Annotated in this window: 26 protein-coding genes; 11 read left to right on the top strand and 15 right to left on the bottom strand. The window is 69.5% G+C overall.

Annotation, left to right across the window (positions count from 1 at the left end; genetic code table 11):
• Nucleotides 1-33 precede the first annotated feature (33 nt).
• Genes J2754_RS06015 through corA form a run of 5 tightly spaced genes read left to right on the top strand, consistent with a single transcriptional unit; the run spans nucleotide 34 to nucleotide 3,956 of the window.
• Nucleotides 34-537 (top strand): DUF7523 family protein, encoded by a 504-nt coding sequence (locus J2754_RS06015; protein ID WP_188878890.1) that lies wholly within the window; start codon nucleotides 34-36, stop codon nucleotides 535-537.
• Nucleotides 538-587: 50 nt separating this feature from the next.
• Complete coding sequence (cysS, locus tag J2754_RS06010) at nucleotides 588-2,066, top strand: cysteine--tRNA ligase (RefSeq protein WP_188878889.1); 1,479 nt, start codon at nucleotides 588-590, stop codon at nucleotides 2,064-2,066.
• A 45-nt stretch (nucleotides 2,067-2,111) separates the two neighbouring features.
• On the top strand, nucleotides 2,112-2,762 hold the full coding sequence (locus J2754_RS06005) for a DUF6517 family protein (protein ID WP_188878888.1): 651 nt from the start codon (nucleotides 2,112-2,114) through the stop codon (nucleotides 2,760-2,762).
• 46 nt (nucleotides 2,763-2,808) lie between these two features.
• Complete coding sequence (locus tag J2754_RS06000) at nucleotides 2,809-2,979, top strand: hypothetical protein (protein WP_188878887.1); 171 nt, start codon at nucleotides 2,809-2,811, stop codon at nucleotides 2,977-2,979.
• A complete protein-coding gene (gene corA / locus J2754_RS05995; protein ID WP_188878886.1) occupies nucleotides 2,976-3,956 on the top strand; it encodes a magnesium/cobalt transporter CorA in 981 nt (326 codons plus the stop codon). The genes J2754_RS06000 and corA overlap by 4 nt, the downstream gene beginning before the upstream one ends.
• Here the strand turns inward: corA and J2754_RS05990 are convergent.
• From J2754_RS05990 to J2754_RS05975, 4 genes are all read right to left on the bottom strand, one after another.
• Complete coding sequence (locus tag J2754_RS05990) at nucleotides 3,953-5,200, bottom strand: tripartite tricarboxylate transporter permease (RefSeq protein ID WP_188878885.1); 1,248 nt, start codon at nucleotides 5,198-5,200, stop codon at nucleotides 3,953-3,955. The genes corA and J2754_RS05990 overlap by 4 nt on opposite strands.
• Before the next feature lie 193 nt (nucleotides 5,201-5,393).
• On the bottom strand, nucleotides 5,394-5,741 hold the full coding sequence (rpl12p, locus tag J2754_RS05985; protein WP_188878883.1) for a 50S ribosomal protein P1: 348 nt from the start codon (nucleotides 5,739-5,741) through the stop codon (nucleotides 5,394-5,396).
• A gap of 30 nt (nucleotides 5,742-5,771) precedes the next feature.
• Nucleotides 5,772-6,818, bottom strand: a complete 1,047-nt coding sequence (locus tag J2754_RS05980; protein ID WP_188878881.1) for a 50S ribosomal protein L10 — start codon at nucleotides 6,816-6,818, stop codon at nucleotides 5,772-5,774.
• The gene (locus tag J2754_RS05975) at nucleotides 6,819-7,454 is read right to left on the bottom strand and encodes a 50S ribosomal protein L1 (protein ID WP_188878880.1); all 636 of its coding nucleotides are present in this window, start codon (nucleotides 7,452-7,454) and stop codon (nucleotides 6,819-6,821) included. It abuts the gene before it with no gap.
• 201 nt (nucleotides 7,455-7,655) lie between these two features.
• Between J2754_RS05975 and J2754_RS05970 the strand changes: the two genes are divergently transcribed.
• From J2754_RS05970 to J2754_RS05960, 3 genes are all read left to right on the top strand, one after another.
• The gene (locus tag J2754_RS05970; protein WP_188878879.1) at nucleotides 7,656-8,363 is read left to right on the top strand and encodes a thioredoxin domain-containing protein; all 708 of its coding nucleotides are present in this window, start codon (nucleotides 7,656-7,658) and stop codon (nucleotides 8,361-8,363) included.
• 70 nt (nucleotides 8,364-8,433) lie between these two features.
• Entirely contained in the window at nucleotides 8,434-8,871 is a 438-nt protein-coding gene (locus tag J2754_RS05965) for a plastocyanin/azurin family copper-binding protein (RefSeq protein WP_188878878.1), read from the top strand.
• A gap of 135 nt (nucleotides 8,872-9,006) precedes the next feature.
• Nucleotides 9,007-9,969, top strand: coding sequence for a transcription initiation factor IIB (locus tag J2754_RS05960; RefSeq protein ID WP_188878877.1), 963 nt, complete (start codon nucleotides 9,007-9,009; stop codon nucleotides 9,967-9,969).
• Nucleotides 9,970-10,103: 134 nt separating this feature from the next.
• On the opposite strand, the gene J2754_RS05955 is transcribed toward J2754_RS05960, so the two are convergent.
• The 7 genes from J2754_RS05955 to J2754_RS16420 form a co-directional block, all read right to left on the bottom strand.
• Entirely contained in the window at nucleotides 10,104-11,120 is a 1,017-nt protein-coding gene (locus tag J2754_RS05955; protein ID WP_211086927.1) for an NADP-dependent oxidoreductase, read from the bottom strand.
• 69 nt (nucleotides 11,121-11,189) lie between these two features.
• Nucleotides 11,190-11,399 carry a hypothetical protein gene (locus J2754_RS05950; protein ID WP_188878873.1) on the bottom strand — a complete coding sequence of 70 codons (210 nt, stop codon included), beginning with the start codon at nucleotides 11,397-11,399 and terminating at the stop codon, nucleotides 11,190-11,192.
• Between the two features lie 51 nt (nucleotides 11,400-11,450).
• Nucleotides 11,451-12,419: a Gfo/Idh/MocA family protein gene (locus tag J2754_RS05945; protein ID WP_188878871.1), complete on the bottom strand. Its 969-nt coding sequence runs from the start codon at nucleotides 12,417-12,419 to the stop codon at nucleotides 11,451-11,453.
• Nucleotides 12,420-12,468: 49 nt separating this feature from the next.
• Nucleotides 12,469-12,810, bottom strand: a complete 342-nt coding sequence (locus J2754_RS05940) for a rhodanese-like domain-containing protein (RefSeq protein WP_188878870.1) — start codon at nucleotides 12,808-12,810, stop codon at nucleotides 12,469-12,471.
• Nucleotides 12,811-12,812: 2 nt separating this feature from the next.
• Entirely contained in the window at nucleotides 12,813-13,106 is a 294-nt protein-coding gene (locus tag J2754_RS05935; protein WP_188878869.1) for a sulfurtransferase TusA family protein, read from the bottom strand.
• A gap of 44 nt (nucleotides 13,107-13,150) precedes the next feature.
• Nucleotides 13,151-14,320, bottom strand: coding sequence for a YeeE/YedE family protein (locus J2754_RS05930; protein WP_211086926.1), 1,170 nt, complete (start codon nucleotides 14,318-14,320; stop codon nucleotides 13,151-13,153).
• A gap of 129 nt (nucleotides 14,321-14,449) precedes the next feature.
• The gene (locus J2754_RS16420; RefSeq protein WP_281063861.1) at nucleotides 14,450-14,572 is read right to left on the bottom strand and encodes a hypothetical protein; all 123 of its coding nucleotides are present in this window, start codon (nucleotides 14,570-14,572) and stop codon (nucleotides 14,450-14,452) included.
• A gap of 48 nt (nucleotides 14,573-14,620) precedes the next feature.
• Between J2754_RS16420 and J2754_RS05925 the strand changes: the two genes are divergently transcribed.
• Nucleotides 14,621-14,926 (top strand): helix-turn-helix transcriptional regulator, encoded by a 306-nt coding sequence (locus tag J2754_RS05925; protein ID WP_188878867.1) that lies wholly within the window; start codon nucleotides 14,621-14,623, stop codon nucleotides 14,924-14,926.
• A gap of 16 nt (nucleotides 14,927-14,942) precedes the next feature.
• Here J2754_RS05925 and J2754_RS05920 read toward each other — a convergent pair whose 3' ends face one another.
• On the bottom strand, nucleotides 14,943-15,563 hold the full coding sequence (locus J2754_RS05920; protein ID WP_211086925.1) for a molybdenum cofactor guanylyltransferase: 621 nt from the start codon (nucleotides 15,561-15,563) through the stop codon (nucleotides 14,943-14,945).
• An 85-nt stretch (nucleotides 15,564-15,648) separates the two neighbouring features.
• Here J2754_RS05920 and J2754_RS05915 point away from each other — a divergent pair, with 85 nt between their 5' ends.
• Nucleotides 15,649-16,101, top strand: a complete 453-nt coding sequence (locus J2754_RS05915; protein ID WP_188878865.1) for a DUF7522 family protein — start codon at nucleotides 15,649-15,651, stop codon at nucleotides 16,099-16,101.
• A 1-nt stretch (nucleotide 16,102) separates the two neighbouring features.
• Here the strand turns inward: J2754_RS05915 and J2754_RS05910 are convergent, their stop codons facing one another.
• Entirely contained in the window at nucleotides 16,103-16,753 is a 651-nt protein-coding gene (locus J2754_RS05910; protein ID WP_188878864.1) for an RAD55 family ATPase, read from the bottom strand.
• Between the two features lie 69 nt (nucleotides 16,754-16,822).
• Nucleotides 16,823-17,767, bottom strand: a complete 945-nt coding sequence (locus tag J2754_RS05905) for an NAD-dependent epimerase/dehydratase family protein (RefSeq protein ID WP_211086924.1) — start codon at nucleotides 17,765-17,767, stop codon at nucleotides 16,823-16,825.
• A gap of 98 nt (nucleotides 17,768-17,865) precedes the next feature.
• Here J2754_RS05905 and J2754_RS05900 point away from each other — a divergent pair, with 98 nt between their 5' ends.
• The gene (locus tag J2754_RS05900) at nucleotides 17,866-18,420 is read left to right on the top strand and encodes a tRNA (cytidine(56)-2'-O)-methyltransferase (protein ID WP_188878862.1); all 555 of its coding nucleotides are present in this window, start codon (nucleotides 17,866-17,868) and stop codon (nucleotides 18,418-18,420) included.
• On the opposite strand, the gene J2754_RS05895 is transcribed toward J2754_RS05900, so the two are convergent.
• Nucleotides 18,409-19,059, bottom strand: a complete 651-nt coding sequence (locus J2754_RS05895) for a helix-turn-helix domain-containing protein (RefSeq protein WP_188878861.1) — start codon at nucleotides 19,057-19,059, stop codon at nucleotides 18,409-18,411. The two genes, J2754_RS05900 and J2754_RS05895, sit on opposite strands and share 12 nt — an antisense overlap.
• Nucleotides 19,060-19,105 lie beyond the last annotated feature (46 nt).

Here is a 19,105-nt window from a genome sequence, read left to right as displayed (position 1 = left end):
GAGTTACCCCGTCGCCGTGTCTGCGGTGTGGGTATGACCGAGACGCTCGCCGAGCGCGCACGCGAAGCGCTCCGGGATCACCCGTTCCTCGTCACGGCGCTACGCGCCGGCGTCGTGAACTACGCCGCCGCGGCGCGGTTCCTCGACCTCGACTCCGACGCGGACGTCGAGGCGGCCGCGACGGCGCTCCGACGGTACGCCGACGACCGCGAGGCGTACGCCGTCGAATCGCGCGACGCCCGCGTCACCATGGAGAGCGGCCTCGGGCGCGCGGAAGACGCACCCGACGGCCTCCTCTCGGTGAACGGCGTCGGATTCGCGCCGGGGGAAGGGACGCTGACCGGCGTCATCGCCACCGGCGACGTGGACGCGGCCGCGCTCGGGTCCGTGCTCGGTCGTCTGGCGACTGACGGCATCGAAATCGAGGCCGCCGGCGTCGCGGGCGACGGCCTCCTCGTCGTCGTGAGCCGTCGCGACGGCCCGGACGCCCTGCGCGCGGTCGAGGCGGCGCTCGCCGCCGTACCGACGACGGCGTGACGGCAGCGAGAGCGATGGTTTAACCACCGGGGTCGCCCTATCCGGCGACCATGACGCTGCGCGTGCGCAACACGCTCTCCGGCGAGACCGAGGAGTTCGTCCCCCAGGACCCCGACGACGTCCGCCTCTACTACTGTGGGCTGACGACTTCCGACCCGCCGCATCTCGGCCACGCACGCTCGTGGGTGCACGTCGACGTGATGAGCCGGTGGCTCCGCCACCTCGGCTACGACGTCCACCACGTCGAGAACTTCACCGACGTGAACGAGAAGATCGTGGCGCGCGTCGGGCGCGACGGCGACGACGAGAACGACGTCGCCGAACACTACATCACGGAGATCCTCGACTCGATGCGCGCGCTCAACCTCGAACGCACCGAGGTCCGCCCGCGCGTCTCCGAGCACATCCCGGAGATCGTCGACCTCGTCGAGACGCTCGTCGAGACCGGCCACGCATACGAGTCGAACGGCTCCGTCTACTTCGACGTCACCACCTTCGACGACTACGGGAAACTCTCCAATCAGGACTTAGCGCACATCGAAGAACAGGGCGACCCCGACGAGCGCTCCGAGAAGCGCAACCCCGCGGACTTCGCGCTGTGGAAGGCAGGCGGCGTCGACACCGACGCCATCGAGCGCCACCGCGGGCACGACCACCCCGGGACGCCCGCTCACCCCGAGGGACAGACGTGGGAGTCACCGTGGGGCGAGGGCCGTCCCGGGTGGCACATCGAGTGCTCCGCGATGAGCATGACGCACCTCGGCGAGACCCTCGACATCCACGTCGGCGGGCGCGACCTCGTCTTCCCGCACCACGAGAACGAGATCGCCCAGTCGGAGGCCGCAACCGGCCACACGTTCGCGAACTACTGGCTCCACTGCGCGCTCTTCGAGATGGACGAGGAGAAGATGAGTTCGAGCCTCGGGAACTTCATCACGGTGCGAGACGCCGTCGACGAGTACGGCCCGAACGCCCTCCGCCTGTTCATGGTCTCGGGCACCTACAACAGCAGGCAGACGTACTCCGAGGCGGCCATCGACGAAGCCGTCGAGCGCTGGGAACGCCTCTCGCGGTCGTACGACGACGCGGTCGCCGCCCTCGACTCCGTCGACGCGCACACGAAGGCCGTCGACGACGAGCTTCGCGAGGCGGCCGAGACGGCGACGGCGGACTTCGAGGCCGCGATGAACGACGACTTCAACACCCGCGAGGCGCTGCGCGCGCTCTCCGATCTCGCCTCCGCGCTCAACGTTCACCTCGCCGAGCGCGACGACTACGACTATCGCGGACTCCGCGAGGCCGTCGAGGCCATCGAGACCTACGGCGGCGGCGTCCTCGGACTCTCCTTCGGCGACGAGCCCGGCGGCGACGTCACGCTCGCCGAGGACCTCGTCGAGCTCGTGGTGGACCTCCGGGAGGAAGCGCGCGACGCCGGCGAGTACGAGCGCGCCGATCGCCTCCGCGACGAACTCGACGCGCTCGGTGTGACCGTCGAGGACACCGACAGCGGGCCGACGTATCGTCTCTGACGGCCGATATCCTTTTTCCCGGATGGCGTGTAGGCGGGTTCGGACATGCGAGAACGTATCGTCGCGGTCGCGGGAGTGGTGTTGCTCGTCGCCTTCGCCGGCTGTTCGGCGCTCACCGGGGGACCGGTCACGTTCGGCGCCGATAAGGCCACGGTGAGCGAGCAGGCCCTCTCCCAGACCGGTTACGAGGAGCAGTCGGTGAACGAGTCCGTCATCACGCGGAACGTCAGCGCGGCCGACCAGTCGAAGACGGTGAAAGTGACGAACTGGATCGCGCAGTACGACCGGTCGATAGACCTCGGGCCGCTGGGCTCGCAGCGCGCCGCGGTGTTCAGTACCGTCGCCACCCCGCAGGTGAACGTCCTCGGCCAATCGTTCAACCCGATCGGCGACTACCCACGCGAGCAGCTCGTGATGATGCTCCAGTCGCGCTACGAGAGCATCGAGAACGTACAGCCCGTCGGGAACTACTCGACGACGATGCTCGGGCAGAACACCACCGTCGGGAAATTCAGCGCCGACGCCCAGCTCGTCGGCGGGGGGTCCGTCGACGTCTACGTCCACGTGACGCGCGTCCAGCACGGCGACGACTACGTCCTCGCGATCGCCGTCTATCCACAGCGTCTCGACGACAGCGAATCCGAGCACGTCCGGACGCTCCTCGACGCCGTCGAACACGCGACCGAGAGCGAGTAGCGAGGCGACGACAACGCTTTTGCTCGGCCCGGTCGACCCACGCGGTATGGATCGGATCGCCGGGGTCGGCCTCGCCCTCAGCGCGCTCGGCGCCCTCGGATACGTCGCGGGCGTCCTCTACGCCTACCCCGGCCGCGCGTTCACCATCACGGCGGTCATGGTCGGGATCACGCTCTGTGCGATCAGCGAGGGGCGTCTCGTCGGGGGCGGTGAATGACCGTCGAGGCCGTCGTCTACGCCGCCGGCGGGGTGACGACCTACGACGACATCGACGCCGCGAAGGCGGCCGCCGGGACGACGTGGGTGCGGTTGTTCGACCCGACGCCGGACGAACTCGAACACGTCGCGTCCGTCTACGGCCTCCATCCGCTCACCGTCGAGGACGTCCAGAAGGACATTCGACCGAAGGTCGAGGAGTTCGACGACCACACGTTCGTCCTCGTGAAGGCCGCCCGCCTCGCCAGCGGCGACACCTCGTTTCGCGGCGAGCTCCTCACGAACCCCATCGGACTCTTCCTCGGCGAGGACTGGCTCGTCACGTACGCGACCGACGACTGCGCGGCCGTCGAACGGACGTGGCGGTTCGTCCGCACCGAGGACGACCGCGTCCTTCAGCGCGGCCCGGACTTCACCGCCTATCGGATCGTCGACGCCGTCGTCGACGACTACTTCGGGGCGCTCGACGACGTCGAGGACCGCCTCGAATACGTCGAGGACACCGTGCTCGACGAGACGGAGGCCGACGTCCTGACGGAGATCAACGACGCCCGCCGCGAACTGCTCGCCCTCCGCAAGCTCCTGTGGCCGACCCGAGACGCCATCGGCGTGCTCTCCCGCGGTGACCCGCCACAGGTGCGCGCGGAGACGGAGAAGTACTACCGCGACGTCTACGATCACCTCGTCCAGCAGGTCGATCTCGTCGAAACGTACCGGGATCTCGCGGCCGGCGCGCGCGACATCTACCTCAACACGCTCTCGATGAGCACGAACGAGGTGATGAAGAAGCTCACCGTCGTGGCGACGATCGTCCTCCCGCTCACGCTCGTCGTCGGCGTCTTCGGGATGAACTTCGCCGACACGCCGTGGAACATGCCCGAGCTCGCGTGGCCGTACGGCTACCCCGCCGTCATGATCGGGATGGGACTCGTCTCCCTGATCCTCCTCTGGTACTTCCGCCGCGAGAGCTGGCTCTAAGCGACGAGGAGCGGGACGATGAGCACGCCCATCAGGTGGACGCGACGCGCGCCGAAGTGCGGCGGGACGAACCCGAGACCGGTCGCGCCGGCGAGCACCGCGAGTCCGGTGGGGCCGGCGAGAACGACGCTCAGTGCTGCGACGAGGACGCACGCACCCGCACAGACCCACGCGGTCGGGAGCGACGCCACGGCGGCGAGATAGCGTTCCCCGATAGCGACGACGAGGACGACGCCTACGGCGGCGGCGAGGAGGAGGCAGGCGACATAGAGCGAAAGGTCGAGCGGGGCCGCGCTCCGATCAAGCGCGACGACGACGCCGGTGTGCGCCTCGCCGAGGGCGACGAACGCGAAGAGAGCGAAGATCGTATTACTAGTATTGACGCCGCTCGTGGCGACGAGGAACGCCCGATCGCCGGTCTCCTCGTCGAGTCCGGGGAGCACAGCGAGCGCGACGACGGCCGCGACGGCGCTCGACACGCCGGCGACGTAGCTCACCGCGGCGCCGGCGACGGCCCCCGCGAGCGCCGCGAGCGACGTGATCGGTTTCGGTGCACGGATCGCGGCGTCCGTCTGCGCGGGCGGCCCGCGACCCCGCAGCGCCGCGAGCAGCACGGGCAGGCCGAACAGCCCCGCGAACGCCGGCATCAAGAGGTCCCCGTCACCGAGCAGCGGGTTCGTCTGGAGTCCGAGGGCGACGAGTCCGAAGGCCCCAGTGAGCGCGAACGCGAACGCGGCCCCGACCCGCCGGCGGCGCGTCGGCTCGGTGCACACGAGGAAGACGACGACGGCGGCGAGGAGGAGGGGGAGGTGCGCCCGGACGGCGGGCGCGAGCGGGCGAACGAGGAGCGTGATCGGCCACCCGAGGACGCACGCGAGCAGGGCGGCCGCGCCACTCCCGAGCGCCGAGAGCCGGAGCGCCTCGCGTCCCCGACCGTCGAGGACGAGGCGGTGACCCGGAAGCGTCGACGGCGCCATCGCGGCGTCGGGCACGCCGAGCGCGAGCGCCGGCACGACGTCGAGGATCGAGTGGACGACGCCGGCCACGAGTATCGCCACCGCGACGCCGCGTGCCGGCCCCGGTACGAGAGGCGCCGCGGCCGCGAGCAACACGGCGAGCGTGTTCACGTGCAGGCCGGGCGTCAGCCCCGAGCACGTCCCGAGGCCGATGCCGACCGCGACGCAGGCCAGCGCGGCCGCCGTCGACTGCGTTTCCAGACCGAGGCGGACGCCGAACGCGTACATCGGACCGGAGTGGGCGCGCCCTCGCACTTGAACGCGCGCCACCGCTGGCACCTTCGGGGCCGTAGAGCCGAGGTATCGCGCAGTCCCGTCGAGGTATCGATTGGACGCCGGGTACTCTCTCGATTGGACTGCACGACGCCGTCGCTACGCGGCGTGCCGTCGAAAGAAAGAACGTGATTCGAGTCGCGGACGGTTAGCCGAAGAGGTCGCCGAGACCCTCGCCGGAGGCCTCCTCGTCCTCTTCGTCGCCGCCTTCGTCCGCCTCGTCGGCGGCCTCTTCGTCCTCGGACTCCTCTTCGGTGTCCTCGGACTCCTCCGCGGAGCCGCCGGACGCGGCACCACCGGAGGCGCCGGCGGCCGGGACGGCCGCGGCGGACTCGATGGCCTCCTCGATGTCGACGTCCTCCAGCGCGGCGACGAGGGCCTTGACGCGGGACTCCTCGACATCGACACCGGCGGCCTCGAGAACGGCCGTGACGTTGTCCTCGTTGATCTCGTCGCCCGATTCGTTCAGGATGAGCGCAGCGTAAACGTATTCCATTGTTCTAGGGGTGTTGTGGGTGTGGTATAGTCAGTCACCGAACATGTTTCCGAGGCCTTCCGCGCCGTCGTCCTCGTCGCCCTCGTCGTCGGGCTCCGCGGAGTCGGAGTCGGCTTCGTCGGTCTCGGTCTCGTCGGCGTCCGATTCGTCGTCGTCGGGCTCCGCCGCGGGCTCCGCGGGCGCTTCGACGCCGCGGAGCTCCTCGGGGAGCGCGTCCTCGTCGTCGATGTTGGCGGCGAGCGCGCGAACCTGCGCGTCGGCCGTGCTGACGAGGTCGTCCATCAGGTCGGGGCTCTCGATCGCGGCCTCCAGACCGACGCTCTTCGCCTCGCCCGCGGCCGTCTGCAGCATGGCCGGGACGGTGGCGGCGGTCGGGTACTCGGCGTTGATCGAGAGGTTGCGCGCCGAGGCGACGGCGGACTGGATGTCCGCGCGGTACTCCTCGACGTCGATCGCGAGGTCCTCGGGATCGAAGAGGACGCCCTCGCTGTAGACGCTCCGGAGATCGAGACCGACCTCCTTGGGTTCGATACCGAGCTCGCCGAGGACGTTGGCGACGTCGTCCGAGACGACCTCGCCCTCCTCGGTGACGACCGAGTCGGAGAGCACCTGAATGGAGCCCTCCTGGATGCGCGCGTCGGCACCGATCTGCTGGAGTTCGCCGACGAACGGACCCGGATCGATCCCGGTGTCACCCTCGGGGATGACGATGTCATTCGGGGCGACCTCGCCCGCGTTGATCGGCGCGGGCGTCTTCGAGGCCTCGAGCTCCTTGTAGAGACCGAACGGGTTGTCGTTCGTCCCGACGAGCCCGACCTGGCCGGTGAGGAACTCGGAAAGCTGTTCGAGGCCGTCGTCGACCTCGTCGAGCGCGCGAGCGAGGAGCGTGTTCCGGCTCATCCGGAGTTCGGCGCTCCCGTGGAGCTCGCGGCGCATGTCCTGGAGCTGGCGCGAGGGGATGCCCGCGACGTTGACGACGCCGACGGAGTCGTAGGAGCGGAGGAACTCGGTGAGTGCCTCGACCTCCTCTTTCTTCCACTCGGGGATCGTCTCGGTGGTACGCTCGGATGCGGACATTTAGGCCACCTCTACGGACGGGCCCATCGTCGTCTTCACGTAGATGGAGTCGACGTTGAGCGGGCCCTTCTCGAGGTTCGCGTGCAGTCGGCGGACGATCACGTCGATGTTCGACGCGATCTCCTCCGCGCTCATGTCCTCCGCACCCACGCGGGTGTGGAAGGTGCGCCGGTCGCGCGAGCGGAGCTGCACGGTGTTTTTCATTCGATTGACGGTCTCGACGACGTCGTCGTCGGGCTGGAGCGGGGTCGGCATCTTCCCGCGGGGACCGAGGACGGTACCGAGGTAACGACCGATGTCCTGCATGAGGGAGGCTTCGGCGATGAAGAAGTCCGTCTCATCGGCGAGGTCCTTCGCAGCGTCATCGTCGTCGCCGAGGTCTTCGAGGTCGTCCCCACCGAGGACGTCGTCTGCGACGTCCTCGGCGCGAACGGCCGTCTCGCCTTCGGCGAATACCACGATGTTCGTCTCCTGTCCGGTGCCCGACGGCAGCACGACGCTCTCGTCGACGCGGTTCGACGGGTCGTTGAGGTCGAGGTCACGAAGGTTGATCGCGAGGTCGACCGTCTCGCGGAAGTTCCGCGGCGGTGCCTCGTCGATCGCGTTCGCAACTGCCTCTTCTATGTTGTCTGCCATCTTTCACCTCCGTAGTGTGTCTGCCCCCGTCAGGGGAGCTGCTACGGGTCAGTGAAACAGGCTACGCCTGTCTCCTCTGAAGGGAAGCGGATGCGACGCATAAAAGCGTCGTTTCAACGGCCCCGTGGGCCGGTCTCACGTCCGCACGGGACGGCGTCGCGAGGCGGTGAGCCTATGCGTCGCACCCCCGTTCGACGACACATGCGAACGCGACGCGACGTGCTGGCGACGGCGAGCGCACTCGGCGCGGGACTGCTCGCGGGTTGTACCTCTAGCGGCGACGGCGAGTCGACCGGGTCGGGCGGCTCGACCACGACGCGGGACCTGCTCGACGTCGACGTCCCCGACGACCCGGACGTCGAGACGGTGGACTCGCTCCCGACGCCGGTTCGGGGCGACCCGGACGCCGCCGTGACCGTCCAGGCCTTCGAGGATTACGCCTGCCCGCACTGTGCGACCTACTCGAACGAGGTCGTCCCGCGGCTCGTCGAGTCGTACGTCGATCCCGGCGAGGTCCGCTACGAGCACCACGACTTCCCGCTCCCGGTGAACGAAGAGTGGTCGTGGGCGGCGGCGAACGCGGCCCGCGCGGTGCAGGACGCCCTCGACGACGCGGCGTTCTTCGAGTACGCGGCGACGCTCTTCGCCCATCAGGACGCGTACGTCGGCGCGGGCGCGACCGGCTACGACTACCTCGGGACGGTCGCGGACGACCTCGGCGCGGACGCGACGACGGTCGTCCGGGCCGCGAAGGGCGGCGCGTACGATCCCGTACTGGAGGCCGACCGGCAGGCCGGCCGCGACATGGGCGTCCGGGGGACGCCGACGGTGTTCGTCGACGGCACCGCGACCGACGACCCGGGGTACGACGCGATCAGCTCGGCGATCGACGACGCGCGCTCGGCCTGACGGGCCGGCGCGAGACCCGAGAGCGATCACCGACCGACACGCGTTTTCTCGCGCGCGGGCTAGGGCGCGTGTGCGACGACGAACGTATCTGTCCGGCGTCGGTGCACTCGCCACGACCGGACTAGCCGGCTGTGGTAGCGATGCGTCTACGGCGTCGACATCGACGACGCCGCTCCCGCCCGACACCGTCCGGTGCGCGCTCGTCGACTACGCCTTTCGGCCGGGGACCGACGAGCCGTTGGTGATCGACGCGGGGACAACCGTCCGTTTCGTCTGGCGGAGCAACGGCCACAACGTCGTGCCGACGGAGAAGCCCGCCGGGGCCGACTGGACGGGCGAGCCCGAACTCCGCTCGCGCGGTCACACGTACGACCACGAGTTCACCGTCCCGGGCACCTACCACATCGTCTGCGAGCCCCACGTCAACCTCGGGATGGTGGGGGACATCGTCGTCACGGAGTCGGGGGGCGCGGCGACGACCGGCGGCGCGAACGACACGCGGGAGTGACTCACACCCGCGTGATGGCGGATCGGATGCGGAGATATCTACCGGAGACGCCCCGTACCACCGTTGTGTGCCGAAAGAGACCTATATCCGACTGGGCAAAGGGCTTAAATCTATCGGTGTCATTGGTCATCATACATGGCACGCCGCAGCCGCCAGCAGGAGCGAGACGTCGAGGCGGAGACGACCGACGGGGAGCAGGAGGAGACGCGCACCTGTCCGGAGTGCGAGTCTTCCAACCTCTCGGTGAGTGCGGACCAGGGTGAGCTCATCTGTGAGGACTGCGGCCTCGTACTAGAGGAGGACAACGTCGATCGGGGGCCGGAGTGGCGCGCGTTCAACCACTCCGAGCGCCAGCAGAAGAGTCGGGTGGGCGCGCCGACCACCCAGACGATGCACGACAAGGGGCTGACGACGCAGATCGACTGGAAGGACAAGGACGCCTACGGTCGCTCGATCTCCTCGAAGAAGCGATCGCAGATGCACCGTCTGCGAAAGTGGCAAGAACGCATCCGCACGAAGGACGCCGGCGAGCGAAACCTCCAGTTCGCGCTCTCCGAGATCGACCGGATGGCCTCGGCGCTCGGCGTCCCGCGCTCGGTCCGTGAGGTCGCGTCCGTCATCTACCGCCGCGCGCTCAAGGAGGACCTCATCCGCGGGCGCTCCATCGAGGGCGTCGCCACGTCCTGTCTCTACGCCGCCTGTCGAAAGGAAGGCATCCCGCGCTCGCTTGAGGAGGTGGCCGAGGTATCCCGCGTCGACCAGAAGGAGATCGGGCGCACCTATCGGTACGTCGCCCAAGAGCTCTCCTTGGAGATGGAGCCCGTCGACCCCAAACAGTTCGTGCCGCGCTTCGCCAGCGAGCTCGAACTCAACGAGGAGACGATCGCCAAGGCCAACGAGATCATCGACATCTCCGCCGAGCAGGGCCTCCTCTCTGGGAAGAGCCCGACCGGCTTCGCCGCCGCCGCGATCTACGCCGCCAGCCTCCTCTGCAACGAGAAGAAGACCCAGCGCGAGGTCGCCGACGTCGCGCAGGTGACCGAGGTCACCATCCGCAATCGCTACCAGGAGCAGATCGAAGCGATGGGCTTCGAGTAACGGCGCGGTCGAAACGGGGACGACGGGACCGACGCGTACGATCCGCCGAACTCCACAGGACACGGTCCTGCGTGCTCGACGGCTCTACGACCCGTCGAACGCGGCGAAATCTATCGTTCTCGCGTGCCCGGCGTTTACGCGTCGGACTCGGCCTCGACCCGCACCACCTGCTTTCCGACGTTCTCGCCCTCGAAGAGGCCGACGAAGGCGTCGGGTGCGTTCTCCAATCCGTCCACGACGGTCTCGCGGAACGCGACGTCGCCGCTCTGCACCCATCCGACGAGGCGTTCGGTCGCTTCGGCGAACCACGGGGCGTAGTCGCCGACGAGGAACCCTTCGACGCTCGCGCGCTTCTCGACGAGCGTGTGGAGTTTCCGCGGGCCGGTCGGGACGCCCTCGTCGTTGTAGAGGGCGATCTGTCCGCAGACGGCGACGGACGCGCGGACGTTCAGGTGGTCGAAGACCGCGTCCGTGATCGGGCCGCCGACGTTGTCGAAGTAGCCGTCGACGCCGTTCGGGGCGGCCTCGGCGAGCGCGTCGGCGACGTCCGCGTCGGCGTAGTTGATCCCGGCGTCGAAGCCGAGGTCGTCTTCGAGGTGCGCGACCTTCCCGTCGCTCCCGGCGATCCCGACGACGCGACAGCCGTTCAGTTTCGCCAGCTGGCCGACGACGCTTCCGACGGCCCCCGCGGCCGCGGAGACGACGACGGTGTCGCCGGGGTCGGGGTCGAGCACGTCAGTGACGCCGAAGTACGCGGTGCAGCCGGGCATCCCGAGGACGCCGAGCGCCGCGGAGTCCGAGACGTCACCCGTATCGACGCTGACGAGGTCGTCGCCGTCGGCGACGGCGTAGTCCGCCCACTGGAGGTTCCCGGTGACGGTGTCGCCCGCCGCGAAATCGGGGTGGTTCGACTCGACGACCTCGCCGACGACGGCACCCTGAAGCACGTCGCCGACGGCCCAGGGGTCGGCGTACGACTCGCCCGCGCGCATCCGGCCGCGCATGTAGGGGTCGACGCTGAGATAGCGGGTACGAACGAGCACCGCACGCGGGCCGGGGTCGGGGACGTCCGCCTCGACGAGTTCGAAGTCGTCGTCGGTCGGTTTCCCCTCGGGGCGACGCGCGAGTACGAACTGCCGGTTCGTCACCATACGTCGGTACTGGGTGTCGACCCGGACGTGCGTTGCGGTAGCGGCGCGATCCGTCGCGGGCCGGCCGACTCAGCGCTCCGCGGGCCGCCAGGTTCCGCCGTCCCACTCGACGCGCCCCTGCGTTTCGAGGCGGTTCAGACAGCGTTCACAGAGCTGCATTCCGAATCCGTCGGTCGTCACGTCCGCGTGTGCGGCCAGGTCGCGCAGTCCCCAATCGTCCTTCTCGGCTACCGCGAGCAGCGCCTCGTAGATGTCGTCCTCGACGTCCGAGCTCGGCATGCGTGTAGGTGACACCCCGATAACACATAAACGATGTGCCTGCTCCGCGGCTCAGAGCGTGACGCGCTCTCCGGTGGCGGCCGCCTCGGCGAGCGCGTCGATCGCGCGCATGTTGGCGAGCGCGTCCGCGCCGTCGGTGCGAGGCGTCATGCCGCTCTCCACGCAGTCGGCGAAGTGTTCGGCCTCGCGGGCGTACTGATCGACCGGCTCGAACGTCTCCGTGACGGTGCGCCCGTCGCGGCCGTAGCGGAGTTCGGCGGACGCGTCCGCGGGGACGTTGAACGCCGGGGTCGCCTCGATCCAGCCGTCGGTCGTCTCGATCCGGTAGCGCTGGTGTTCGGGGGCGTCGAACCAACAGCGGAGGGTGGCGCTCGCGCCGCCCTCGTACTCGAACGTCCCGGCGAGGCGGGTATCGACACCGCAGTCGCGGCTGTCGTACGTCGTCGCGGTGACGGCGTCGGGTTCGCCGAGGAAGGTCCGGAGGGCGTTGACGGGGTAGCACCCGACGTCCATGAGCGACCCGCCGGCGAGCCCGGGTTGGAGTCGGACGTCCGCGGGATCACCGCGGAGGGGGAAGCCGAACGACGCGGACGCGGAGACGACGTCGCCCATCGCGTCGAGGAGGCCGTGGACGCGTTCGGTGCGCGGGTGGTAGCGGTACATGAACGCCTCCATGAGGGTGACGCCCCGGTCGGCGCAGTAGTCGACGACGTCGCGGGCCTCGTTCGCGTCGCGCGTGAGGGGTTTCTCACAGAGCACGTGGAGTCCGGCGTCGGCGGCGCGCGTCGTCCACTCGGCGTGGAGGGCGTTCGGCAGGGGGTTGTAGACGGCGTCGATGTCCGCCTCGAGGAGTGCGTCGTAGCTCCCGTAAGCGTCGGGAATGTCGTGTGCGGTCGCGGCCGCGGCGGCGCGCTCGGCGTCGCGCGAGGCGATGGCCGCGACCTCGTGTTCGGTCCGGGCGACGCCGGGGACGAAGGAATCGAGCGCGATGTCCGCGGTGCTGAGGATACCGAAGCGCATACCGGCCCGTCGCGGGGCCGACACGAAAAGCTGTCCGTCGCCCCCGCCCTCAATCGCTCCCGGCGTCGAGGGCGTCGACGTCGTCCGCGACCTCGACCTCCCCGTCCCACTCGTCCATGCCGCCGGCGACGCTGTAGACGTCGTCCGCGTCGCCGTACTCCTCGACGAAGCGAGCGGCCTGCTGGGAGGACTTGCCGATGTAGCAGAGGAACGCGACGGTGTCGTTCCACTCGCGCTCCTCGACGGTCTCTTCGAGTTCCTCGAGGGTGAGGTTCTCCGCGCCGGGGACGTGGCCCTCTTCGTAGGCCTCGGGGTCGCGGATGTCGACGAGCGTGAAGTCCTCGTCGTCGAGTCGCTCGCTGGTCTCGGCGGGGCTGAGTTCTGCGGGCATGATCAGTTCTTCCGGAGGTAGATGCGGTAGACGCCGTCGCCGCTGCGCCAGACGGTCGCTTCGGCGTCGTCGCCGACGGCCTTCGGGACGTTCTCCGTGCAGGGGACGTGGTCCGTCTCCTGAACGAGGAGTTCGTCCGATTCGAGCTTCTGGAGGCCCTTCTGCGCCTCGACCTGCGGGTACGGGCAGACCTCGCCCATCATGTCTTGGGTGCGGTCGGCGTTCTCGTAGAGTTCCTGTGCGGTCTCGTCGTCCAGTTCGTCGGGGGAGTCAACGACGTCGTCGATGGATGGCATTGGTGTGTCGTAGTCGGTGGAGGGGTGTCTGTCTGACGGTTCCGTTAGATCGCGCAGCCGACCTCGCGGTAGATCCAGTGCGTCATCACGTAGACGCCGGCGATGATGCCGACCGTCGCGATGAACGAGTGGACGGAGAGCTCGGCGAGCCCGGAGTAGATGTTCCCGATGTTGCAACCGGGGGCGAGCCGGGAGCCGGCGCCCATGGCGAACCCGCCGAGGACGGCGTTCGGGAGCCGACGCTTGCGCGGCATGCGAAGCGAGAAGTCGCCGCTCCAGTACGCGGCGAGCGCGGAGCCGAGGACGAGGAAGGCGATCATCACCATGTCGACCGTGACGCCGACGCCGGCGCCGCGGAAGAGGACTGACCCCCAGTAGGCGAACGAGCCGGCGTCGACGCCGGCGAGCGAGAGCAGATAGCCGCTCCAGCGGGCCTCGGGACCGGTGACGCCGACGATCGAGACGCTCGTGAACCAGATGAGCGCGAAGACCGAGATGCCGAGCGCGGCGGTCCGCGGGTCCCACGGGCGCTTGCTCGCGGCGACCGGATCGGCCCACGCGTCGCGGAGGCCTGCGGCGTACGCGCGCGTGCCGGCGGCGAGGCGCTGGAGGCCGACGACCGGCGTCCCGACGATCGTCGCGGGACGGGCCTCGGCGGCCGTCGCGCGCTCGCTCCCGCCCGCGTGCTGGCGACCGAGGACGGTCGCGTAGGCGAGCGTGGCGACGACGGCGACGGCGATGGCGAGGAGGCCGGCCGGGACCGGGGAGATCTCGAACAGCGAGACGCCCTCACCGAACGTCAGCGAGGCGAAGTACGTGGACTGGAGCGACGGGAACGCGATCACGAAGGCGACGTACCCGACGCCCATGAACAGCAGGGTGAGCCAGTACTGGACGTACCCCTCGCCGGCGCGGTAGAGCGTCCCCGAGGCGCAGGCCCCGGCGTACGTCATCCCGACGCCGAAGACGAACCCACCGACGAGGCCGGTGAGCCCCCAGCCGGGGGTCCAAAAGCCCTGGAAGTAACCGAACTGATAGGCGGTGCCCCAGAACACCATCGTCACCAGGACGGCGGCGATGACGCCCTTCGTGACGCGGGTGTCCTTGTACGCGAAGAGGTCGCGGAAGGCGTTGACGAAGCAGAACCGGCCCTTCTGGAGGCAGGCGCCGATTCCGAGGCCGACAACGGCCGCGATGAGCAGTTGTGATACCACGGGTGACCCCCGCTATCGGTTTCAGTGGGATAACTGGCCGCATTACGGTACGACTGTACCGTCACCGGTGACGCTCCGTCGAGAGCGTCGGCAACGGATTCCGGTTATTCGATGACGATCGATGATGCGCTACGACGCCCGCGCGTGCCGGGCGTCCGACGCCGAGCGCGTCGCCAGCGAGACGACGCCCGCCGCGCCGCCACCGGTGCCCGCGGCGCGATCGGCGAGGACACCACCACTGACCGGGGTCACGTTGGCCACCGGAGTTAAACGGCGTTCGATCTTCCGTTTGGACACGCGATGCACGACCTCACCGGCTTTCAGCGCGACCTCCTCTTCGTTACCTGCGGGCTGGACGAACCCAACGGGCTCGACATCAAGGACGAACTCGAGGAGTACTACGGGACGGCGATCAATCACGGCCGACTCTACCCGAACCTCGATACGCTCTGCGAGAAGGGGCTCGTCGATAAGCGCAAGCAGGACGAACGGACGAACGCCTACTCGCTGACCAGACGGGGTCGGCGCGAGATCATCGACCGCGAGAGCTGGGAACACCAGTACATCTCCGCACTCCTCGAAGAGGAGGCGGAGCGCGCCCGGTGACGGCCCGTCCCTCTTTTCAGCGTCGGCGCAGCCGGTCCTCGGCGGCGTCGAGCGCCGCTCGCGTGTTCAGGTTCGTGAACGCGCCCGGAGCCGCGTGCGTCCCGATCGCGGCCTCCCGGACGGCGCTCGCGTCGAGGGCGTCGAGCGCCGCGTCCGCGCGGCGTCGCCCCCCGTCGAGCGCGCGCTCGATCGCGTCGAGGGCCGGTTCGACCTCGTAGACGGCGTGGAGCGGTTCGGGGTACCCCTCGCGGTACGGCACCGCGGCCTCGCGCGCCGCCGCCCGATCGAAGAGGTAGCGGACGAACGCGGGGTCGACGAACGGCACGTCGCAGGCGACGACGAACGCGCGCTCGGCGTCCGTCGCGCGCAACCCCGCCCCCATCCCGGCGAGCGGCCCCTCGCCCGCGCGGTCGGGCGCGTCGAGGGCGTACGTCACCGGCCGCGGGTAGTCGGCGAGCGCGTCCGCGATCGCGTCGCGCTGGGCGGGCCGGCAGTTCACGACGAGCGACTCGACGGGGCCGGCGAGCCGGTCGGCGACCCGGCGGATCAGCGGCGTTCCGGCGAGCGACGCGACGGCCTTATCGCGCTCACCGAACCGGGTCGAGCGACCGCCCGCGACGACGACGGCGGCGTGCACGCCACACCGTCGGTGCGCCGCGTACAAGAACGCTCTGACGGCCGAGGGGGTAAGGTTAACCCCACGCCGCGTCACACGGACACGTATGAACGAGGAAGCCGAGGCGTTCGTCGACGCGCTCCGGGACGCCGACGTGGGTCGGATCCGGCGTGCGATCGCGTACGACGGGGAGGCGTACGATCACCTCTACACCCGCGACGACGTCGCGGACGCCCAGACGCCCGAGGAGATCGAGGAGACCACGAAGAACCTCATCCTCAAGGGCTTCGACGACGAGCTCGATCAGCCCGAGTTCTCCCGCTTCGGCCACCTCGACCTGAGCGTCCGGTGGTTCCACGAGGTCGTCGTCCTCCAGGTGCCCCTCGGGCAGTGGAGCGGCGTCATCGTCTCCTTCGATCGCGACAGCGTCGTCGACACGGGCGCGTTCACCGACATCGCGCTCGACTACATCGAGAATCCGGCGAGCGAGCTCCGCGAGTCCGAGGGCGAACCGGAGGGCGAGGAACTCGACGACGCCGTCGAGGAGCAGTTCTCCTGACTCAGTAGGGGATCCACTCGGTCGGCGACGACGTCACGCCGACGACGCGGAGCTGGCGCTTGCCGTCCTCGTTCGTCCGCGTCTGCACCATCCCGTCGAAGAGCGGCGCGAACCGATCGAAGGCCTCCCGGTCGCCGAGTTCGATGAGCGCGAACCCGAGCTGTCCGGCCGACTGGATCCGGCCGGTGTAGACGTGGAGGAACCGGAAGAGCCGGCGCGGCTCCGTGTACATCAGCATCGTCGGGATGGAGACGAACCCGGAGCGGACGCGCTCGACGCCCCCTTCGTCGAGCGCCTGAAAGAGCCCCGCGGAGCGGATCCCGATGTCGGTCACGTCGCCCGGAGAGGACGCGTATCGGATCCACCGCTTGTCCCGGACGTCCTCGCCGCGCTCGCGCGTCACGCAGTCGACGACGCCCGCCCGTCCCTCCGCGACCGCGTCCGCGAGCGGTGCGGACTTATCGAGCAGCCGCTCCACGTCGTCGCGCATCGTGACGACGAGCGCGCCCTCGCCTCGACGGCAGCCCGACTCGACGAGCGAGAGCGCGAGGTCACGTTTCCCGGTCATCGGCGGCCCGCCGATCATCAGGTTCGTGCCCGCCGGGATCTCGTCGATCGGGAGGGCGTCGCCCACGTCGTAGCTGTCCCCCATCGGCCGACACGTTCGATCGACGGGCGTTAAAACGTACCGACCCCCGCGCCGGGCGCGACCCGTCCCCGCTCAGGCCTCGCGCTCCGCGCGTATCTCCGCCGCCAGCTGCTCGGTCGCTTTCCTGACCGCCTCGTCGCTCGACTGACTCGGCTCCCACCCCAGCGCCGCGAGCTTCTCGATCGAGAGGCGCATCTTCGGGACGTCGCCCGTCCAGCCCCGATCCCCGCCCGTGTACGCGTAGTCGGGGTCGCAATCGAGGACGTCCGCGACGACGTCCGCGATCCGATTGACCGACGTCGTCGTCCGCGTCCCGAGGTTGTACGTGTTCACGTCGCGATCTGCGTGCTCGACGACGTACTCGATGGCCTCGACGCACTCATCAACGTGCATGTAGGACTTCTGCTGGCGGCCGTTTCCGAGGATCTCCAGCTCCCTGGGGTCTTCGAGGAGCTTCTCGATGAAGTCCGGGACGACGGTCCCGCGCTGGCGCGGCCCGACGATGTTGGCGAACCGGAAGAGCCACACCTGGAAGTCGTAGGAGTGGCCGTAGACGGAGAGCAGTCCCTCGTCGGCGAGCTTCGACGCGCCGTAGATACTGATCGGTTCGAGGGGCGCGTAGTCCTCGGGCGTCGGCATCGGCGCCTCGCCGTAGACGGTCGATGAGGACGTGAACGCGATCTTCGAGGCCCCGACGTCCGCCATCCGTTCGAGGACGTTGTACGTCATCGCTTGGTTCTCCTCGAAGAGCGTCCGGTCGTCGTCGAAGTTCGTGTCCGTGTACGCCGCGAGGTGGAAGACGACGTCCGTGTCAGCGGGGATCGTGTCGGCGGTCTCCGCCGCGTCGCGGAGGTCGGCTTCGACGAAGTCGACGCCCTCGGGCACCGCCGCGCGCTCGCCCTTCGAGAGGTCGTCGACACCGATCACGCGGTTGTCAGCCGTCAGTCGCGCGGCGAGGTGCGAGCCAACGAGGCCCGCAACGCCCGTTACGACGACGGTCCGGTCCGTGAGGTCCATGGATCATCGAACGCGAGGCGGTGCAAGTGCCTTTTCCTTTCTCACCCCCCGCGCCGCGTTCCGTAAGCCGTTACCCACCCACGCCCCTCGAATGCGGTATGCAGGACGACCCCGAAGTCGCCGTGCTCCGGTTCGGCCACCGACCGGGACGCGACGACCGGATGACGACGCACGTCGGGCTCACGGCGCGCGCGCTCGGCGCGGACCGCGTGATCCTCCCGGACAACGCCGGCCAATCGCTGGAGACGATCCGCGACATCACGACGCGCTTCGGCGGCCCGTTCGACGCCGAACTCGACGACTCGCAGGCGGCGACGATCCGCGACTGGGATGGCCGGGTCGTCCACCTGACGATGTACGGCGAACGCGTGCAGGACGTCGAGGGCGAAGTCCGCGCGGCCCGCGAGGAGACCGACGAGCCCCTTCTGATCGTCGTCGGCGGCGAGAAGGTCCCCTTCGAGGTGTACGACGAGGCCGATTGGAACGTCGGCGTGACGAACCAACCCCACTCGGAGGTCGCCGGCCTCGCCGTCTTTCTCGATCGGCTCTTCGAGGGCGACGAACTCGAACGCGAGTGGACCGACGCCGAGCAGGTCGTCGTCCCGGAGGAGACGGGCAAGACAGTCGTCTCGCCCGACGAGCTAGAGGAGTGAGTACCGAAGGCGGGAGAGCGGGTCGGCGACGCGCTCGGCCAGTCGGACGGTGAGCGTGAACGGATCGAACGCGTCGCCCGCGAGCCGATATCGGCCGTCGTCGTCACGCTCGACGGTGCCGCGGGCGTCGAGGACGGCGAGCGCTTGCCGGACGCGTGCGGTCTCGACGCCGAGGCCGTCCGCGAGCGCGGCGGGCGCTCGGGGTTCGTCGCGGAGCGCGCGCAGGCACTCGCCCGCGAGGTCCGCGTCCGCGAAGGCGTCGGGATCGACGCCAGTCTCGTCGACCGCCCGGGGCTCGTGGGATCCGCGCGCGGTCTCGGTCGCGCGCGGCGTCGCGCCGGACCGCCGGGCAAGCGCGTCGAGGGCGAACCAACACGCGAGCGGGACGGCGACGAGGGCGACCCAGCGCGCGCCCCGCACGAGCGCGAGCGCGGCGAACGCACCCGATACGATGGCGAGCGTCGCGTGCCGGGCCGCCGTCGCGGCGTCGTACCGCTCGCCCGCGGCCTCGGCGAGGCCGACGGCGAGCGCGGCGAGGCCGACGGCGAGTGCTACCGGGTACTCGAAGCCGATGGCGAGCGCGAACCCGCCGAGGACGGCGGCCTCGGCGGCGCGCCAGCCGAGGGTGCGCGTCTGCATCACGGGCGGGTTTCGACGCGTCGCGCGAAAAGCGCCCCGGTCAGCG

Origin of the sequence: Halarchaeum nitratireducens (genome assembly GCF_017874695.1) — an archaeon.
In the GTDB taxonomy this organism is placed as follows: Archaea; Halobacteriota; Halobacteria; order Halobacteriales; family Halobacteriaceae; genus Halarchaeum; species Halarchaeum nitratireducens.
This window is presented reverse-complemented; position numbering and strand designations above follow the sequence as displayed.